General features: G+C 44.8%; 18 protein-coding genes. 13 read left to right on the top strand and 5 right to left on the bottom strand.

Translation table 11 applies throughout. The features are described from left to right. Complete coding sequence (locus tag AC2CG4_RS16425; protein ID WP_484487300.1) at nt 1–846, top strand: HAD family hydrolase; 846 nt, start codon at nt 1–3, stop codon at nt 844–846. Nucleotides 847–878: 32 nt separating this feature from the next. After that, on the top strand, nt 879–1,169 hold the full coding sequence (locus AC2CG4_RS16420; protein WP_484487299.1) for a hypothetical protein: 291 nt from the start codon (nt 879–881) through the stop codon (nt 1,167–1,169). A 19-nt stretch (nt 1,170–1,188) separates the two neighbouring features. Here the strand turns inward: AC2CG4_RS16420 and AC2CG4_RS16415 are convergent, their stop codons facing one another. Further along, nucleotides 1,189–1,989 (bottom strand): cytochrome C assembly family protein, encoded by an 801-nt coding sequence (locus AC2CG4_RS16415; RefSeq protein WP_484487298.1) that lies wholly within the window; start codon nt 1,987–1,989, stop codon nt 1,189–1,191. 256 nt (nt 1,990–2,245) lie between these two features. On the opposite strand from AC2CG4_RS16415, the gene ffh reads away from it, so the two are divergent. From ffh to AC2CG4_RS16360, 11 genes are all read left to right on the top strand, one after another. Then, a complete protein-coding gene (gene ffh, locus AC2CG4_RS16410; protein ID WP_484487297.1) occupies nt 2,246–3,634 on the top strand; it encodes a signal recognition particle protein in 1,389 nt (462 codons plus the stop codon). A gap of 214 nt (nt 3,635–3,848) precedes the next feature. Next, nucleotides 3,849–4,166, top strand: coding sequence for a ComEA family DNA-binding protein (locus AC2CG4_RS16405; RefSeq protein ID WP_484487296.1), 318 nt, complete (start codon nt 3,849–3,851; stop codon nt 4,164–4,166). Between the two features lie 111 nt (nt 4,167–4,277). Further along, nucleotides 4,278–4,979, top strand: coding sequence for an orotidine-5'-phosphate decarboxylase (pyrF, locus tag AC2CG4_RS16400; protein WP_484487295.1), 702 nt, complete (start codon nt 4,278–4,280; stop codon nt 4,977–4,979). Nucleotides 4,980–5,019: 40 nt separating this feature from the next. After that, complete coding sequence (gene cmk / locus AC2CG4_RS16395) at nt 5,020–5,700, top strand: (d)CMP kinase (RefSeq protein ID WP_484487294.1); 681 nt, start codon at nt 5,020–5,022, stop codon at nt 5,698–5,700. 121 nt (nt 5,701–5,821) lie between these two features. After that, entirely contained in the window at nt 5,822–7,174 is a 1,353-nt protein-coding gene (locus tag AC2CG4_RS16390; RefSeq protein ID WP_484487293.1) for a phosphohexomutase domain-containing protein, read from the top strand. Nucleotides 7,175–7,200: 26 nt separating this feature from the next. Next, nucleotides 7,201–8,094 carry a UTP--glucose-1-phosphate uridylyltransferase GalU gene (galU, locus tag AC2CG4_RS16385; protein ID WP_484487292.1) on the top strand — a complete coding sequence of 298 codons (894 nt, stop codon included), beginning with the start codon at nt 7,201–7,203 and terminating at the stop codon, nt 8,092–8,094. 104 nt (nt 8,095–8,198) lie between these two features. Continuing rightward, nucleotides 8,199–9,611, top strand: coding sequence for a mannose-1-phosphate guanylyltransferase/mannose-6-phosphate isomerase (locus AC2CG4_RS16380; RefSeq protein ID WP_484487291.1), 1,413 nt, complete (start codon nt 8,199–8,201; stop codon nt 9,609–9,611). Between the two features lie 24 nt (nt 9,612–9,635). Next, complete coding sequence (locus tag AC2CG4_RS16375; RefSeq protein ID WP_484487290.1) at nt 9,636–10,973, top strand: UDP-glucose dehydrogenase family protein; 1,338 nt, start codon at nt 9,636–9,638, stop codon at nt 10,971–10,973. 334 nt (nt 10,974–11,307) lie between these two features. Then, on the top strand, nt 11,308–12,987 hold the full coding sequence (gene rpsA / locus AC2CG4_RS16370) for a 30S ribosomal protein S1 (protein ID WP_062060538.1): 1,680 nt from the start codon (nt 11,308–11,310) through the stop codon (nt 12,985–12,987). Between the two features lie 126 nt (nt 12,988–13,113). Further along, nucleotides 13,114–13,407, top strand: a complete 294-nt coding sequence (ihfB, locus tag AC2CG4_RS16365) for an integration host factor subunit beta (RefSeq protein ID WP_394986637.1) — start codon at nt 13,114–13,116, stop codon at nt 13,405–13,407. Between the two features lie 127 nt (nt 13,408–13,534). Further along, on the top strand, nt 13,535–15,424 hold the full coding sequence (locus tag AC2CG4_RS16360; RefSeq protein ID WP_484487289.1) for a polysaccharide biosynthesis protein: 1,890 nt from the start codon (nt 13,535–13,537) through the stop codon (nt 15,422–15,424). Here AC2CG4_RS16360 and AC2CG4_RS16355 read toward each other — a convergent pair. From AC2CG4_RS16355 to flgA, 4 genes are all read right to left on the bottom strand, one after another. Beyond that, the gene (locus tag AC2CG4_RS16355; RefSeq protein ID WP_484487288.1) at nt 15,410–16,423 is read right to left on the bottom strand and encodes an MraY family glycosyltransferase; all 1,014 of its coding nucleotides are present in this window, start codon (nt 16,421–16,423) and stop codon (nt 15,410–15,412) included. The two genes, AC2CG4_RS16360 and AC2CG4_RS16355, sit on opposite strands and share 15 nt — an antisense overlap. Before the next feature lie 186 nt (nt 16,424–16,609). Next, nucleotides 16,610–17,086, bottom strand: coding sequence for a flagella synthesis protein FlgN (locus AC2CG4_RS16350; RefSeq protein ID WP_484487287.1), 477 nt, complete (start codon nt 17,084–17,086; stop codon nt 16,610–16,612). Nucleotides 17,087–17,172: 86 nt separating this feature from the next. Beyond that, on the bottom strand, nt 17,173–17,490 hold the full coding sequence (gene flgM / locus AC2CG4_RS16345; RefSeq protein ID WP_484487286.1) for a flagellar biosynthesis anti-sigma factor FlgM: 318 nt from the start codon (nt 17,488–17,490) through the stop codon (nt 17,173–17,175). A gap of 203 nt (nt 17,491–17,693) precedes the next feature. Beyond that, entirely contained in the window at nt 17,694–18,509 is an 816-nt protein-coding gene (flgA, locus tag AC2CG4_RS16340) for a flagellar basal body P-ring formation chaperone FlgA (protein ID WP_484487285.1), read from the bottom strand. Nucleotides 18,510–18,527 lie beyond the last annotated feature (18 nt).

The following is an 18,527-nucleotide window of genomic DNA, read 5'->3' as shown; positions in this document are numbered from 1 at the left end:
ATGCAACCCTCTGCAGGTTTACGAGCGGCGGCAGCTGATATCCGGCTGGCATTTTTTGATATTGATGGCACGTTGCTCGATTCTCGCGGCCAAATTCATCCTCAGCTTTATTCTGCAATTGCTCATCTCAAATCAAAAGGAATTAAAACAGCTATTGCCTCGGGGCGCCCTTATTTTGCCGCGCGTTTTTTGGTGGATGAATTGGGGATTAATGATGCCGGTATGTTTTATACCGGCGCGCATTTATTTGATCCTCGTTCGCAACAGACGCTGTTGGAAGTGCCTCTGCCAAGTGCTGATGCTTTGGCGGTAGTGCAGGCGGCACAGCGCTTGGATTTGTATGCAGAAGCCTACACCCCAACTGGTTTTTATTTGCCGCAACACACGGAAATTAGCCGAGTGCATGCGGCACATTTGCGGGTGAATCCTGAATTGAGCGATTTAACATCGGTAGTGATGCACAATAATGTGTCCAAATTATTGGTGGGTGTAAATCGTGTCACCCAGGGCGATAAAATTTCGCTCTTGGAACAGCAGTTTCCACAATTGATTTTTGCGCGCGCTTATTTGGCGGCTTATCCAGACTGGCAATTCGCCAGTGTTATCGCCGGCGCTGCAACCAAACAGCGCGCATTTGATTTTTTTCTGGATCACCATCAACTGGCGGCGCATCAGGTAATTGCGTTTGGTGATGCGGAATCGGATATGGATTTCTTGCAAATGGCCGGTATAGGGGTGGCCATGGGTAATGCCAATGAAAATGTGAAAGCAGTTGCCGATTGGGTGACTAAATCGGCGGATGACGCGGGTGTTGCTTACGCGCTAGAGCAATTATTTTCGGCATAGGTTTTATTGAGACATTAATTTCGAGAGATTGAATGATTCTTCGCAAACTACTTAAAAGTCGCGGCCTTGGCCTGAATCTTATCGCCGGCGCCTGTTTTATTTTACTGTTGGTGAATGGTTGGGGGTTGAGTTGGCAAGAGCTGGGCGGGTATTTGCTGGCGCTTGTGGTGTTGCTCGGCGGTTTGATCGGTGTGGCAGCATTATGCGGTTGGATCTTGCATAAATTGAGAGTTCGTAGTGAGGTGCCAATTGATCGGTTCAATAAACATGCCGCGGCAGATGAAAGTGAAATAACGGAAGCAGAATCAAAAGGGCAAAAGTAAGTGCGTTTGCATTTACTTTTTATGCGCGATTCAAAATAATTTCAAGTACGAGCTTGCTACCAAAATAGGCGAGCATCAAACAGATAAAGCCCGCTAGTGCCCAGCGAATCGCTTTGTTGCCGCGCCAACCCATTTGGTGGCGCCCCCACAACAGCAGGGCATAAATAAACCAGGCAATCAAAGCAAACACCGTTTTGTGTACCAAGTGTTGCGCGAACATATCTTCCAAGAAATAGAATCCTGACATTATCGCCAGTGTAAGTAATATTTCTCCAACCCAGAGTAGTTCAAATAAAAGGGATTCCATTGTCTGCAATGGCGGCAACAGGCGTGCATTCGCAATACGGCTTTTGTTTTTGAGTGCGTGGTTTTGGTAAGCCAAGATCAAGGCTTGCAAACTGGCAATGGTAAGCAAACTATAGGCGAGAATAGAAAGAATAACGTGTGCAGCAATGGTGTAGCTAAGTGAGTGTTGCCACTCGGGATTCGTTGCGGTGATGGATGCGACAACCGAAATCGCCGACAGTGGGAATAATAATAAGAATAAATTGTGTAATTCTTTTTTCAGGCTGCTAACTAATACAATCGCGTTGATGACCCAAAAAATGAGCGACGAGGCAGAGAATAAGCTGAAGTTCAAGCTGCTGCCATCCATGCTAATACCATAAACACCTATGCCGTGTACAAGCAGCCCCAGTGCGGCAGTGCCGAGTATTTGTGAAGGTTGGAAGGATTTTTGGCGCGCAAATTGGCTGCCAAAATAAATAGCAGCAGCGGTGTAAATAAAAATGGCAATTAGGTTGGCGCTTAGGGTCATCATGCTGATAGGGCTGGTCCGTAGGTGTTTTCATGGGCTAAACCAAGGCCGCAAGTGTGTCACAAGGTACCCTTAAAGAGAAGGGTAGATGAGAAGTATCCTTATTAACAAGATTATGACCCCAGTAGGTATTCTGTGTGAGATTGCACCCATTGCACTGGCTTTGTGGGTATAATTATCGCCACTTTTTATGGGCTGACCTTGGAGCAATCCACCGTGTTTGACCCGCCGCGAATCAACCGTTTGTTTGAGACAGGCTATGTTTGAGAATCTAACCGACCGTTTATCCCACACGCTGCGCAGTATTACCGGTAAGGCGCGCCTCAGTGAAGACAATATTAAAGATGCGTTGCGCGATGTGCGAAAAGCATTACTGGAAGCGGATGTGGCGCTGCCAGTTGTTAAAGCTTTTATCGATCAGGTGCGCAGCCGCGCCTTGGGTCAACAAATTAGCAAGGCATTGAATCCTGTCCAGCAATTTATCAAGATTGTTGAAGCCGAATTGATCGCCACCATGGGGCAGGCGAATGAATCGCTGAACCTGGCGCAACAGCCACCGGCCATAGTGTTAATGGCGGGACTGCAAGGTGCGGGTAAAACAACGTCGGTGGCTAAACTGGCGCGTTTTTTAAAAGAGCGTGAAAAGAAAAAAGTATTGGTCGTGAGTGCGGACGTTTATCGTCCGGCAGCTATTCAGCAGTTGCAAACATTGGCGACGGAAGTGGGCGTTGAGTGTTACCCATCAACCGGTGAGCAAAAACCACTCGATATCGCACGCAATGCTATCGACCATGCCAGAAAGCAATTTTTTGATGTATTGATTGTCGATACTGCTGGCCGTTTGCATATCGATGAAGATTTGATGACCGAAATCAAGGATATTCACGCGGCGATCAACCCGATTGAAACCTTGTTTGTGATCGATGCCATGATCGGTCAGGATGCGGTCAATACTGCTAAAGCATTTAACGATGCACTGCCATTAACCGGTGTCATTCTTACCAAAGCCGACGGCGATGCGCGCGGCGGTGCGGCACTTTCTGTGCGCCATATTACGGGTAAACCCATCAAGTTTTTGGGTATGGGCGAGAAAGTGGATGCACTCGAGCCTTTCCATCCTGACCGTATTGCCTCGCGCATTTTGGGTATGGGCGATGTACTGTCGTTAATCGAGCAGGTTGAGCGCACCGTCGATAAAGAAAAAGCAGAAAAGCTGATCAAGAAAGTGACCAAAGGTCAAAAATTTGATTTGGAAGATTTGCGCGATCAATTGTTACAAATGCAAAACATGGGTGGTTTAACCTCCATGCTGGATAAGTTGCCGGGCCTTGGCAATGTGGCGCAAATGGCGCAGAGCGCCAACATGGGCAAACAATTTAAAACCATGGAAGCTATTATTAACTCCATGACTCCAGAAGAGCGCCGCAATCCGGATGACTTGAGTGGTTCGCGCAAGCGCCGCATCACAGCGGGCTCAGGCACCCAAATCCAAGACCTTAACCGCTTGTTAAAGCAACACAAACAAATGGCAAAAATGATGGGCAAAATGAAAGGCGGCGGCATGCAAAAAATGATGCGCGGTATCGGCGGTATGATGCCGGGCGGCATGCCTCCTGGCGGCGCGTTACCGCCAGGCTTTCGCAAGTAAGCTTGCAAATTGCGGAAGAAAAAACCACAAAAGATAAATTCTTTGTGGCCCGAAGCCCTAGTGTGAACTAGGGCTTTTTTTCGGCTCGAATTTGTAAGAAATATCGCACAGTCGATTTGGTATTTGTCGGCTGGGTGACAACTGCAAAATATAATACTCTGGTTGGGTGCACGGAAAAGTGTACGATTTTTCATAACCTCATAAGGAGCATCAAATGAAATTTATTCTTTCTTTTTTATCTATCATAATTTTGTCTTTTGGCACCTCTTCCTTGGCATTTGCAGTTGATACGCCAGCAGTGAAATCACCTACAGCTAAGACTGAAATGGTTGCACCTCAGGCGGGTATTAATATTAATACTGCAGATGTGCAGGAATTGACCAAGCTGAAAGGCATAGGTGAAAAGAAGGCTGAAGCTATTGTTGCGTGGCGTAAAGAGAATGGTAACTTCAAAACAGTAGAGCAGTTATTGGAGGTTAAGGGTATCGGAGAGGCAACGCTTGCTGCTAATCGAGAAAATATCCGCATTTAAGTGATTGTTAACGCTCTAGCCGGTGTTAACGAATGAATTTTGCGGGAATTTTTGTTTTAATGAGGGCCCGAGTCTATTGACTCGGGCTCTTCTTTTTTATGAGGTTAAGAAATGTCCACTCTGGGTCCGCGCATTGTTGTCGCCATGGATTTTGATAATGCAGATCAATGTCTAGCCATGGCAAAGCGATTATCTCCGCAAGATTGTCGTCTAAAAGTAGGCAAAGAACTATTTACTGCATGTGGCCCCAAGATTGTCGAACAATTGATGGCTCTGGGATTTGAGATTTTTCTCGACCTTAAATTTCACGATATTCCCAGCACTACCAGTAAAGCGGTTAAAGCTGCTGCTGAATTAGGTGTATGGATGGTTAATGTGCACGCATCTGGCGGCGAGCGGATGATGGTTGAAGCTCGTGAAATTTTGGAGCGTCGTACGGGCAACGTCCCCTTATTAATAGCTGTTACGGTTCTTACTAGCATGGATGCGACAGATTTGTCAGGCATAGGTATTGCAAACAGTCCTGAAGAACAAGTTATGAGGCTGGCTAGTCTTACGCAGCGCTGCGGTCTGGACGGAGTAGTATGCTCCGCTCAAGAAGCTGCGTTGATGCGCTCTAAACTTGGCAACGGATTTTGTCTTGTAACCCCGGGTATTCGCTTGGATACCTCGCCCTCGGATGATCAGCGACGTACGTTAACTCCCGCTGCTGCAATAATGGCTGGCAGCAGTTATTTGGTAATTGGTCGGCCAATTACCCAGTCTGTAGATCCTACCGAAACCTGCAAATCTATTATTAAAACGCTGATCTAATTTTTGGTGTGTGTGGTCATTAAGGAATTTGGTGTTTGCTATGAATGTTTCTGTTCCCATTGTCATTACTATCGATGGTCCAAGTGGTTCCGGCAAGGGAACTCTTAGTCAAATGTTGGCGCGACATTTAAATTATCATCTGCTGGATAGTGGTGCGCTTTATCGTCTGGTTGCACTGGCAGCGATAAAAAAAGGTGTTGAGCTGGGCGACGAGCAAGCCATAAGTAAGTTGGCAGAAGGGCTGGATGTGAGATTCAGCCTTGAAAATGGCGAGTCGGCTCAGATTTTGCTGGAAGATGCAGACGTGGCGGGTGCAATTCGCCAAGAAGTAGTTGGTATGGCTGCATCACGGATTGCTGCTTATTCAGAAGTGAGGGCTGCACTGCTTGAACGTCAGCGAGCGTTTGCTGTCGCACCAGGGTTGATTGCTGATGGACGGGATATGGGAGCAACAGTCTTTCCAGATGCTCAGGTTAAGTTGTTTTTGACTGCCAGCGCGGAGGCTCGGGCGGAGCGACGTTACAAGCAGTTATGGGCAAAAGGCGAAACTGTTGAAATGAGTGAGTTGATAAAAGATATACGTGAGCGCGATGAGCGCGATTCTAATCGCTCCATATCTCCACTTAAACCAGCGCTCGACGCGGTGATAATTGATAGCACTGCTTTGTCAATTGATGAGGTTTTTACAAAAATGTTAGCAGCTATTACATTAAAATCTTAGTGCAGGCGGTACCCATATCCGTAAGGGTATTCAGTTAGTTTGCATGCAATCCTCTCCATAACAATATATTCAGCACAGCAGCATTGCAGAAAGTAGCCTCCATTTATGATGAGATTAGAATATGAACTTAACCTGTTTTAAAGCCTATGATATTCGCGGAAAGCTGGGTGATGAGCTCAATGAAGATATTGTTTATCGTATCGGCCGCGCTTATGCGCAGTTTCTAAAACCTAAAAGCGTGGTAGTGGGTGGCGACGTCCGTTTGACCAGTAAGACGTTAAAGAATGCATTAAGTAATGGTTTACGTGATGAAGGTGTTGACGTTATCGATATAGGAATGGCGGGCACAGAAGAGATTTATTTTGCAACAAGTTATTTGAAAACTGATGGTGGTATTGAGATAACAGCTAGCCATAATCCAATTGATTACAACGGAATGAAATTGGTACGCGCCAACTCAAAGCCAATTAGTGGCGATACCGGGTTGAATGATATAAAGCGGCTGGCGGAGGATAATAATTTCGCGCAAGTGGATTTTTCAGCGCGCGGCAATATTCGCGAGCTGAGTATTTTAGATGCTTATGTTCAGCACTTGTTGTCTTATGTCGATGTGACTCAGCTAAAGCCATTGCGATTGGTGGTGAATGCAGGTAATGGCGCGGCAGGGCACGTTATCGATGCTATCGAAAAATACCTTCCTTTCGAATTTATTAAGATCAATCATGAACCTGATGGCACTTTCCCGAATGGTATTCCCAATCCGCTGCTGGTAGAAAATCGTGCATCGACTACCGCAGCGGTGATCGAGCATAGCGCAGATATGGGAATTGCGTGGGATGGGGATTTTGATCGTTGTTTTTTGTTTGATGAAACCGGCGCATTTACCGAAGGTTATTATATTGTCGGTTTGTTAGCGGAGGCTTTCTTACTTAAAAACGCAGGCGCAAAAATTATTCATGACCCCCGGCTGACGTGGAATACGCTCGATATTGCCCAAAAAAATGGAGGCCAAGCGATTCAGTCCAAAACCGGGCATGCTTTTATCAAAGAGCGTATGCGTGAAGAAGACGCTGTGTATGGTGGAGAGATGAGCGCGCATCATTATTTTCGCGACTTTTTTTACTGCGATAGTGGAATGATTCCCTGGTTGCTGGTGAGTGAGTTGTTAGGGCGTAAAGAGCAGACGCTATCGAGCATGCTCGAAGATAGGATTGCAAAGTTCCCCTCGCCAGGCGAAATAAATAGTCATGTTGCAGATCCAAAAACTGCAATTGATAAAGTGTTTAATCACTATGTTGCCGATGCAAAAATTATCGATAAGACCGATGGAATCAGCCTTGAATTCGATACCTGGAGATTTAATTTGCGCATGTCTAATACCGAGCCAGTCGTGCGACTTAATGTGGAGAGTCGTAATGATCAAGTATTGGTTGAGCAAAAAACAGCTGAAGTATTGAGTTTACTCAACGGCTAACATAAAAAATTTAAAAGGATACTATCATGCAAGTTAAAAAAGCAGTTATTCCTGTGGCAGGTCTTGGAACACGTATGTTGCCTGCAACCAAGGCAATTCCCAAAGAAATGCTGCCAGTGGTTGATAAACCATTAATTCAATATGTGATTGAAGAGGCGGCAGCGGCAGGTATTAAAGAAATCGTATTGGTAACTCATGCCAGTAAAAATGCTATTGAAAATCACTTTGACACCAGTTTTGAGTTGGAGGCACAGCTCGAGTCGCGTCTGAAGCGTTCATTACTTGCCGAAGTGCGCTCTATTACACCGCCAGGTCTTACGGTAATTTCGGTGCGTCAAGCTGAGGCTAAAGGTTTGGGGCATGCAATTCTTTGCGCTAAATCTGTTGTAGGTGATGAACCGTTTGCGGTTTTGTTGCCTGATGTGATTGTTGATAATGCTGAATGCAATCTCAAACAAGATAATTTGGCGGGAATGACGAAGCGCTTTGAGGAAACTGGCAATAGTCAGATTCTTGTCGAGCAGGTGCCACATCATCAAGTTGATAAATACGGTGTTGTAGATTGTTCCGGCGTGGATATTCCGGTAGGAAAAACGGCGCCTATTAAAGCAATGGTAGAAAAGCCACCCATTGATGAGGCTCCTTCCAATATGGCGATTGTTGGGCGTTATGTTTTGTCTAAAACAGTATGGGATTTGTTGGCGAAAACCATGCCGGGTGCTGGTGGTGAGATTCAATTGACGGACGCCTTGGATGCGCTTCTTGGGCAGGAAACTGTTGAAGCTTATCAATTAGTGGGGCGTAGTCATGATTGTGGAACAAAAATCGGTTATATGATGGCTAATGTTATTTATGGTGAGCGTCATGCAGAGGTCGGTGGCGCATTTACATCATTTATGAAAGAGCGTTACAAGATTTAATTAATGGTCAGGCTGAGTTGTTTGCAAATCTGCGTTGGTTAAGCTCAGATGAAGTAATCAGCTCGACGCTTCAGGTGCAACCCTTTGTGTATAAGGAGAATTAATTGATCATTCCTGTAATACTTGCTGGTGGTTCGGGAACGCGCCTTTGGCCTTTATCTCGCAAGCATTATCCAAAACAACTGCTGAAATTGTTCGGCGACAAGACTATGTTGCAGCAGACACTGTTGCGTTTGCAGGGCGTGCAAAATCTAGCTCCACCCATTGTTGTATGCAATGAGGAGCATCGGTTTATGGTGGCAGAGCAGCTGCATGAGATTGGTCAGAAAGAATCATCGATAATTCTTGAGCCAATTGCTCGTAACACTGCGCCGGCACTAGCACTAGCTGCTATTCATGCCCAAACGTTGGGTGACAATCCTATTCTTTTGGTGTTGTCAGCCGATCATATGATTCGCGATGTCGCGGTTTTTCAAATTGCAGTGGCGGACGCTATTGGTGCAGCTCAAGATGGTCACCTTGCTACTTTCGGGGTACAGCCTACACGCCCCGAAACCGGCTATGGTTACATAAAAACGCAAAATGATTCTGATGATCATGCATTTTTTCCTGTGTCTGAGTTTGTAGAAAAGCCGGATTTGGCTACCGCAGAAGATTATCTGGCTGAGGGCTGCTATTACTGGAATAGCGGTATGTTCGTATTTCAGACGGAAGTTTTTTTGCGCGAGTTGCAGGAGCAAAGTCCCGATGTAATTGTTGCTGCTGAGCAAGCTAAAATCTGGGCTGTGCAGGATCTGGACTTTATTCGTGTTGATAAAGATTCTTTTGCACAAGCGCCTAATATTTCTATCGATTACGCATTGATGGAAAAAAGTAAAAATGTAGTTTGTGTACCTCTCGATGCGGGTTGGAGTGATGTAGGAGACTGGAAATCATTTTGGGATCTCTCCGACAAAGATGCCTCAGGCAATAGCTTGATTGGCGACAGCATCGATATAGGTTCAACTAACACGTTGGTGTTTTCACAGGATAAGCTGGTGGCCACGTTGGGGGTAAATAATTTAATGATTATTAACACTCCAGACGCTGTATTGGTTGCAGATAAATCGCAGGCGCAACAAGTAAAGTCAATTATCACTCATATCGAAAAACAAAATCGCTCTGAGCATCTTCAGCATCGAGAAATTTATCGGCCTTGGGGATGCTATGACGCAATAGATAGTGGTGATCGCTATCAGGTGAATCGTATTCGTGTGAAGCCTGGCGGAAGTTTATCATTACAGATTCATCACCATCGCGCTGAACACTGGATTGTTGTGAAGGGTACTGCATTGGTACAAAAAGGTGAGGAGACCATTCTGTTGTCAGAGAATGAATCAACCTATATTCCTGTGGGCACAAAGCATCGATTAAGTAACCCCGGTAAGATACCTTTGGAGATTGTCGAGGTTCAGTCGGGTCCTTACCTTGAAGATGACGATGTTATTCGTTATGAAGATAGTTATGGTCGCTCGTAAGTTATTTTAAGTTAGAGGTTTCTAATGAAAGTCACTGTATTTGGTACTGGTTATGTTGGTTTGGTGACTGGTGCCTGCTTGGCGGATGTTGGGCATGATGTTCTTTGTGTTGATATTGACCAAGCTAAAGTGGATAACTTGAGTGCCGGGATAATTCCGATTTACGAGCCGGGGCTCGAGTCTGTTGTTAAGCAAGCTGTGCTAAATGGTTTGCTTAATTTCACTACAAATATGGATCGCGCTGTACAGCATGGTGAATTGCAATTTATTGCAGTAGGCACGCCATCAGGTGAGGATGGTTCTGCAGACCTACAGTATGTTGTTGCGGTAGCTAAAACAATTGGCCGCTGCATCACGGATTATAAGGTTGTCGTTAATAAATCTACTGTACCTATAGGTACCGCAGAAATAGTCAACAAAGCGATTGCCGACGAGTTAGCAGCGCGCGGTGAAAATGTTCCTTTTGATGTTGTTTCTAATCCTGAGTTTCTAAAAGAGGGGGCTGCAATCAATGATTTTATGAAGCCTGATCGAATTGTAATTGGAACCGATAGTGAAAAGGCTGAGTTGTTATTACGCGAGCTGTATGCCCCATTTAACCGCAGTCACGATCGAATGATTTTTATGGATGTGCGCTCGGCGGAGCTGACAAAATATGCTGCAAATGCGATGTTGGCAACCAAAATAAGTTTTATTAACGAGATGGCTAATTTGGCTGAGTTATTAGGTGCTGATATAGAGAAAGTTCGGAATGGTATAGGTGCGGATCCGCGAATTGGGTATCACTTTATTTATCCTGGATGCGGTTATGGTGGATCCTGTTTCCCCAAAGATGTGAGGGCGCTAATTAAAATAGCGCGCAATGTTGATTATCAGGCTGGCCTTATGGAGGCGGTCGATAGGGTAAATCAAGCTCAGAAAAATAAATTGTTTGGCTATATTGATCGTCACTTTGATGGCGACATTCAAGGCAAAGTGTTTGCTGTATGGGGCTTATCCTTCAAGCCGAATACCGATGACATGCGTGAAGCCCCTAGTCGGGTTTTAATGGAGGCTATCTGGGCTGCTGGTGCAAAAGTTCAGGCTTATGATCCCGTCGCCATGGAAGAAACACAGCATATTTATGGTTTGAGGGATGATCTTAAGCTTGTCGGGACTAAAGAGGCGGCGCTTGAAAAGGCAGACGCTTTGATTATCTGTACAGAATGGAAAAACTTTCGAGCCCCCAACTTCGAGTTGCTTAAGTTGGCTTTGCGCGCCCCTGTCATTTTTGATGGGCGGAATTTGTATGAGCCAGATCGATTGGCGGCATTGGGTTTTAAATACTATGCTGTTGGTCGCGGCCTGAGTGTTGTACGGTAAGTCGCTGATAATGCTGCGTTTTTTATGTTTTGTCTGAAGTGTCCAGGCAAAACACCGAGTGTCTTGTAAACCTGCCAATTTTGTCGCTTTGGTGTGCCGCTAACTTTAGCTAAGCTATTGAAATATAAAGGGCATTCTGCTAGCCTTGCGCACCTGCTAATATTCCATTCTTTGAGTTGACCACTAAATGTCATTTTAGCAGTAGTGAAAGCTGTCAAACCCAGCCTGAGGGGGTTTTCACGTTACTTTAACTGACCCGTGTGACTGGCCGTGCGGAATAGGTAAGGCGTGTTGTTGACGTCGGTGCCTCTAATTTATAGGTAATACCATGAGTATGAACGAAAGTTTTGCTGCGTTATTTGAAGAAAGCCTAAAAACTGTTGATATGGTTCCTGGGACCATTATTACTGGTGTAGTAATTGACATCGACAAGGACTGGGTGACTGTTCACGCTGGCCTGAAATCGGAAGGTGTTATTCCTGCTGAGCAATTCCGCAACGAAATGGGTGAGTTGACTCTCCAAATCGGCGACGAAGTACAAGTAGCGCTGGAAAGTGTTGAAGACGGTTTCGGCGAGACTAAATTGTCACGTGAGAAGGCCAAGCGTGCCGAAGCGTGGAAAATTCTTGAAGCAGCTCATGTTGCTGAAGAAGTTATCAAAGGTGTTATTAATGGCAAGGTTAAAGGTGGTTTCACCGTTGACGTTGCTGGTATTCGTGCCTTCCTTCCAGGTTCATTGGTAGATGTTCGCCCTGTGCGCGAAACTACTCATCTCGAAGGTAAAGAGCTTGAATTTAAAGTCATCAAGTTAGACCAAAAGCGTAACAACGTAGTTGTTTCTCGTCGTGCGGTATTGGAACAAGCTAACTCTGTTGAGCGCGATGAATTGCTGGCTACCCTGCAAGAAGGTCAAGCAGTTAAAGGTATCGTCAAAAATCTTACCGACTACGGTGCATTCGTTGATTTGGGCGGCGTAGATGGCTTGCTGCACATCACTGATATGGCGTGGAAGCGTATTAAGCATCCTGGTGAGATCGTTGAAGTTGGTCAAGAAATTGACGTTAAAGTATTGAAATTCGACCGTGAGCGTAATCGCGTATCCTTGGGCTTGAAGCAATTGGGTGAAGATCCATGGATTCAAATCACCAAGCGTTACCCAGAAGGCGCTCGTGTGAAAGCAAAAGTAACCAATTTGACTGATTACGGCTGCTTCGCAGAGTTGGAAGAAGGTGTTGAAGGTTTGATCCACGTTTCAGAAATGGACTGGACTAACAAAAACATTCATCCTTCAAAAGTTGTCCAATTGGGCGACGAAATCGAAGTTATGGTGTTGGATATCGACGAAGAGCGTCGTCGCATCTCCTTGGGCTTGAAGCAATGCCAAGAAAACCCATGGGATGCATTTGCTCGTACTTGCGCGAAAGGTGACAAGATCAGCGGCAAAATCAAGTCTATCACTGACTTCGGTATCTTCATCGGTTTGGATGGCGGCATCGACGGTCTGGTTCACTTGTCTGATATTTCTTGGCACGAAGCTGGCGAAGAAGCTGTGCGTAAGTACAAGAAGGGCGATGAGCTGGAAACTGTTGTATTGGCAATCGATCCAGAGCGTGAGCGCATTTCTTTGGGTATCAAGCAACTTGAAACCGATCCATTCTCAGAGTACGTTTCTGTAAATGACAAGGGTGCCGTTGTTAAAGGTATCGTTAAAGAAGTTGAAGCTAAAGCAGCTGTAATCACCTTGGCTGACGACGTAGAAGCTACTTTGAAAGCTTCTGAGTTGAGCCGTGAGAAAGTTGAAGATGCGCGCAACCTGCTCAAAGTAGGTGATGAGGTAGAAGCTAAGATTATTGCGGTAGATCGCAAAAACCGCAGCATCAGCCTGTCAGTGAAATCTAAAGATGTAGAAGAAGAAAAGACCGCTATGAAAGAGCTTTCTAGCAAGCAGTCTGATCAAGCTTCTCCGACCACTTTGGGTGACCTGATTAAAGCGCAAATGCAAAGCAAAGAGTAATCTTTCTTGCGAGTCGGTGACTGGTATATCTGGTCACCGATTTTTACTTAGCTATAATTTTTAATAGTTTGTATTGAGTTGTTCAGTTCTAATGCTTGAGTGTTTCTAATAAACAGAGATCAGGTTATGACAAAGTCAGAATTGATTGAATATATTACTGAAAAGCAGAACCAGCTAACTATTAAAGATGTTGAAATGTCAGTAAAGCTTTTGTTGGATTACATGTCTGATATTCTTGCGTCTGGCGAACGTATCGAGATTCGTGGTTTTGGCAGCTTTTCATTACACTATCGTGCTCCTCGTACAGGTAGAAACCCTAAAACTGGTGATGCTGTGGTTCTAGAGGGAAAGTATGTGCCGCATTTTAAACCGGGAAAGGAAATGCGTGATCGCGTGAATGAGAGTATTACAAAGTTATAACGCTATATCTTATTGTTAAGGTCGCTTGCCAGGGCGGTCCCGTTTTTGTATCTTCCCTTTCTCCGTCACTCTCCTCTTTTTATCTTGTTTTTTGCTGCCTGTATTGTGCTTCGCTGAGCTGCTATCTATGTTGACGAAATTATTTGAGGCATCCCGGCCTGCAAAGCGGTTGATCTCTTTATCCTATGATGCGCTTGCTATTGCTCTGGGTGTATATATTTCAATTTGTTTGCGCCTTGGTACTTTCGACATAATAATTACTTCAAAAGAATTGGCTGCGCTACTGATAACAATTGTTTCCAGTTTGTTTATTTTTATTCGCATGGGGATGTATCGAGCCATTTTGCGATACATGACTCAACCTGCAATAGTGACCATCGTTATTTGTGTTTTTTTGTCAGGCGCAACATTGGCCATTTCTGGCTTTATGACTTACTCAAAAATTCCTCGTTCGGTTCCTTTTATTTATATAGCGTTGATGATTTTACTTATTGGTGGGCCGAGGCTGCTGGTGCGGCATGTCATTTTGATGGTGGGCGCTTTACCTGCAAAGAATGCTGTTCCTGTAATTGTTTATGGGGCTGGTAGAACGGGTTATCAATTGTTACAGGCGCTACAGGATACAGGGTACCGTGTAGCTGCGTTTGTTGATGATAATAAGTTTTTGCATGGAACAGTACTCTCAAATATAAAAATATATTCGCCTAAAACCATTCCTAAGCTGGTTGCATCTACTGGGGCAAATAAAGTGCTGCTTGCACTGGGGCGAGCCTCGCATAGTACTAGGCTGGAGATCATTAAAAAGCTTGAAAAATACCACGTTAACGTTCAAACAATTCCTGAGTTTTCCGATATTTTGTCTGGCAAAGCAAGGATCGAGAATATTCGTGATGTTGAGGTGGATGACTTGCTTGGTCGCGATAGTGTCCAGCCTATACTGCATTTAATGGAGGCCTCGGTATCGGGTAAGGTTGTTTTGGTGACAGGGGCGGGGGGGTCTATTGGTGGCGAACTATGCCGGCAAATTATTGAGCTTAAGCCGCAAAAGTTAATATTAATCGATCACAACGAATTTAGTCTTTACAGTATTGAACAAGAGTTGTCGGCAAAAAATATCGATCAGGTTGATGTAGTGGCATTGCTTGGTTCTGTTCAAAACGCTTTGCTACTAGATTCGATTATGAGGCAGTATGGTGTTCAAACCGTATACCATGCCGCGGCGTATAAACATGTCCCTTTGATGGAAAGTAATTGTGTGGAGGGGATGAAAAATAATGTATTTGGAACACGATTCTGTGCTGAGGCCGCTATAAAAGCTGACGTTGAATTGTTTGTGTTAATTTCCACTGATAAAGCTGTGCGCCCAACGAATCTTATGGGGGCGTCAAAACGCTTGGCAGAATTGATTCTGCAAAGTCTTGCGCAAAAACAGCCGTTAACTCGTTTTGTTATGGTGCGATTCGGTAATGTGTTGGACTCATCTGGTTCGGTAGTTCCTCTTTTTCGTAAACAAATAAAAGAGGGCGGCCCAGTTACTGTAACTCATCCTGATATTATTCGATATTTTATGACGATTCGTGAAGCTGCGCAGTTGGTGATACAGGCGGGTGCGATGGGTCATGGCGGAGATGTTTTTGTGCTTGATATGGGGGAGCCGGTAAAAATTGTCGACTTGGCAGCGCGCATGATTAGTCTTTCAGGGCTGACTGTTCGTGATGAGCATCACCGTGATGGTGATATTGCAATTAGCTACACCGGTTTGCGCCCTGGTGAAAAATTATTTGAAGAGCTTCTAATCGGCGATAATGTGGAGTCAACAGAGCACAGCAGAATATTTCGGGCCATGGAGCAGTTTATTTCCTGGCAGGAAATGGAATTGTTTTTGGCGCGCTTGGCCATTGCTTGCGAGTCAAATAATTGTGACCTGATTAAAACCCTGTTATTTGAGGTTCCTACCGGTTATTCGATTGGTGCACGGCTGCTACCCGAAGAGAACAAAGTATTACTTGTGGGGTGAATGATCAATTCGACCCGCGTGAAATTTTCTGGCAAACAATAGAAGCGGTATATAAGCAATTATTAGTGCAGCTATATAGTTCAATTGTTTGGCTGCGGCTGCGATAGCAATTGGGAAAAGCCACACTAAATTAATAGTAACTATTGCAAGTGTTGCATAGGTATGCGAGTTGTATTTGATGGCAATTTTTTGATAAGCGTGTGTTCTATGGGCCTGATGGAATGCTTGTCTGGTAGCCAAGCGATAAAAAAGTGTGTAGCTGGCATCAACAATAAATACGCCCAGCATAATTAACCATGCTATAGCAAGGTGAGTGCCTTCATTCATGCTTTCAATGGTTAGGAGGCCAAAGCTTAAGCCTAAGAAAAGACTACCTGAGTCTCCCATAAAAAGTTTTGCAATGGGAAAGTTCCAAAATAAAAATCCAAGTGAGCTTGCGGCGATAATTATTAGCAAATAAATGATGTTTGTATTGGTGGAGAGTATCCAATAGATAAAAGTCATGCACATACAAACACTGAGTGCCTGAAGTGCTGCTAATCCGTTAATCCCGTCCATAAAATTGTATAGGTTTGTCATCCATACAATAAATAAAAGTATAGGGCCTGCAATTAACACCTGAGTGGATTGTGAAAGCTCGCTCTGACTCCCAATAAAAAACAATCCTACACTAGAAAGCAAAAATTGCATGGCAAGGCGTGTGCCGATCTTTAAATTGAATAAGTCATCGCAAATCCCAAGAATTGCTATTAGCCCGGAAGGGATTAGTAACCAGTAAAGTGGAGCGTTGTTGATATGCCCGAAGCTCCATCCTGTCAATACCGAAATGACTACTCCCAGCGCCAGGGCTATGCCTCCGCCTCTTGGTGTGGGTATTTGATGGGAGCTGCGATTATTGGGTCTATCTAGTAGATGTCTTCCGAAATAACGAATAATTAATCGCGATAGTATTAGTGAGGTAAGTAGGGGAAGGGCGCACAGAATCAGCCATTTGCTCAACTGGGGTGTCCTTTTTCGTGATAGGAAGATTGAGTATCCGTTGTGGATAGATGTTTAGCTTGCGGCAAGTAGCAGTGCGTTGCGCGTCGGTCGCGAGTATTGTATGGATTTTTCCTGTAAAAACCAAAGTGCTTTTGATAAAGAGCAAAAGGGCAGCGACGGCTGTCCTTTTGGGGGTTGAGTGATTTAGGCTTTAGCTACTGTGTAGGATGACGTGGCTTGGGTTTTGGTGCCTTGCGCTGTGTAGAGTGAGGGTGCGGGTATTTTGCCTTTCAAAAGGCCTAGTAAGTGACTTAAAGTTTGCTGGGATCTTGCAATCATTTTGCCATTAATATCATTCATTTTTTGGCAGTCTTCAAATTCGTTTACTAGTAATGCCCAGTCCTCTACTAGCGGCTGGGTGGTAATGTTACGTTGGAGTAACGTGTTCCAGCCTTGGGCATTGGTAGGTAGGTTGAGTGCGGTGAGGATCTGCTGGCGTTGTTTGGCGCTATGGTTGAGTTGATCAAGTAGCGCGGTTTTCTGCTCAATAATTCGCGGTAGTTCATCTTGCTTGCGCTGCTCTAATTGTTCGCGCTCATAGGCAAGCAATTGCTTGAGTTGTAAAAGTGCAGTTGAGTCCTGCGCGATCATCTCGCGTAGATGTGTAGGATTGAGAGACATAGCAACCTCTTCATTTTTAGTGATAAACATAAATGGCGCGAATTAAAAAGCTCCGGGGAAGAGGGTTTTAATTCTTAATTTAGCTTCTATCCAAGTAGATCGTTCTGATTAAGCATATTTTCTGCGATGCGATCAGGGTTAATTTCAAAGCGGCCTTCTGCTATTGCGCGTCTGATTTCAGCCACCTTCTCGAGATCGACGTCAGGGGAGTTGTTAATTTTGGCTTGTAAGCGCCCCAGTGTTTGAGCCTCTTGGCTCAATACCACCTGATCGCTGGCGCCTTTACTTATCGGTGCGGCATCGGCTGCTGGAGCTTTTGTCTCGAGCGCGTTTGGCGTGGCAGGCTTGCTGCGGGCGCTTTTAGTGCCAGCAGTATCCAGAGTGTTGTTGGTATTAAAGTTCATTTTATTCCCCTGTTTACCTTGGAGTTATTGGCTCCAGAGGCGATTAACTATAAAAATGTCGCGGTTGCTATGTCGTGACAGTGGTGGCTCTCATTTGTGCATTTGTATGCCTCATTGGCGATTCAGCGTATTTTGAGAGTCCTTAGCAGGTGTATCGGCTAGCCGCCGCGTAACTTTAGTAAAAATTTAAAAACTTTCACAACTCAAAGGGTTTGTACTAGCCCTTGATTAATCACAATCCCGCTGACAATTCGTTCTGATGAGATATTACGCACCCGAATTTTCTGACCAACACGGCCATTGGCCATGGCTGTACCTGAGCTGCTGACTTTAATGCTACCTGCGAGTGATTCCAGCCTTACTAGTTCTCCGCGCTTAACGGCAGTTGGAGCATCCAGAAGAGTTGTTCTAAAAGGTTCTCCCTTGCCTATATTGCGTTTGGCTTCTTTGCCTATAACTAGCTTTGCATCGGGTAAAAACGCTTGCCGAATATTGCTGACATTGACCAGACTGGATGTGAGATGTGCGTTGTTGATAACTTCGCCGCGCATTATATCGCGCCCTGCAATGGTAATTTCACGGTAAATCGTTACTTGTGCGGGAATGTGAATAGACCATGCTTTGCCTGCATCACAGTGTGCTTTGACGCTAATATTGCCGCCCAGGCCGGTTTGATCTTGATTGATGAACTCGATGGGGTTAGCACAGTGAGCAAGCCTGAGTCTGCTATCTAAATTGCTGACATTGATCTCTATTCGCTCGTGAGGTGTTTTTTTGTATTCTGCAGCCAAAAAATTGGCGATATCCTGTTTTAGATCATTTAAAGGATAAACTTTAGCTGAGGTGAATGGTGCGAGGGCACATAGCAAAAAAAACACCCCCGACTTAAGTGAGATTGTGAGCGGGATTCGCAATGGCTGCTTTTTATTCATAGACCTTTCGCTTTGCATGTGGCGCAAAATATTCCTCAAGAAAGTTTTATAAATACTAGGAAGTTCCATATTTTGTCCTATCCTCAAGGGTAAGAACTGAGTGTC

Source organism: Cellvibrio sp. ATLC23, assembly GCF_057196725.1.
Note: the sequence above shows the minus strand (reverse complement) of the source record. Positions and strands in the feature narration are given on the sequence as shown.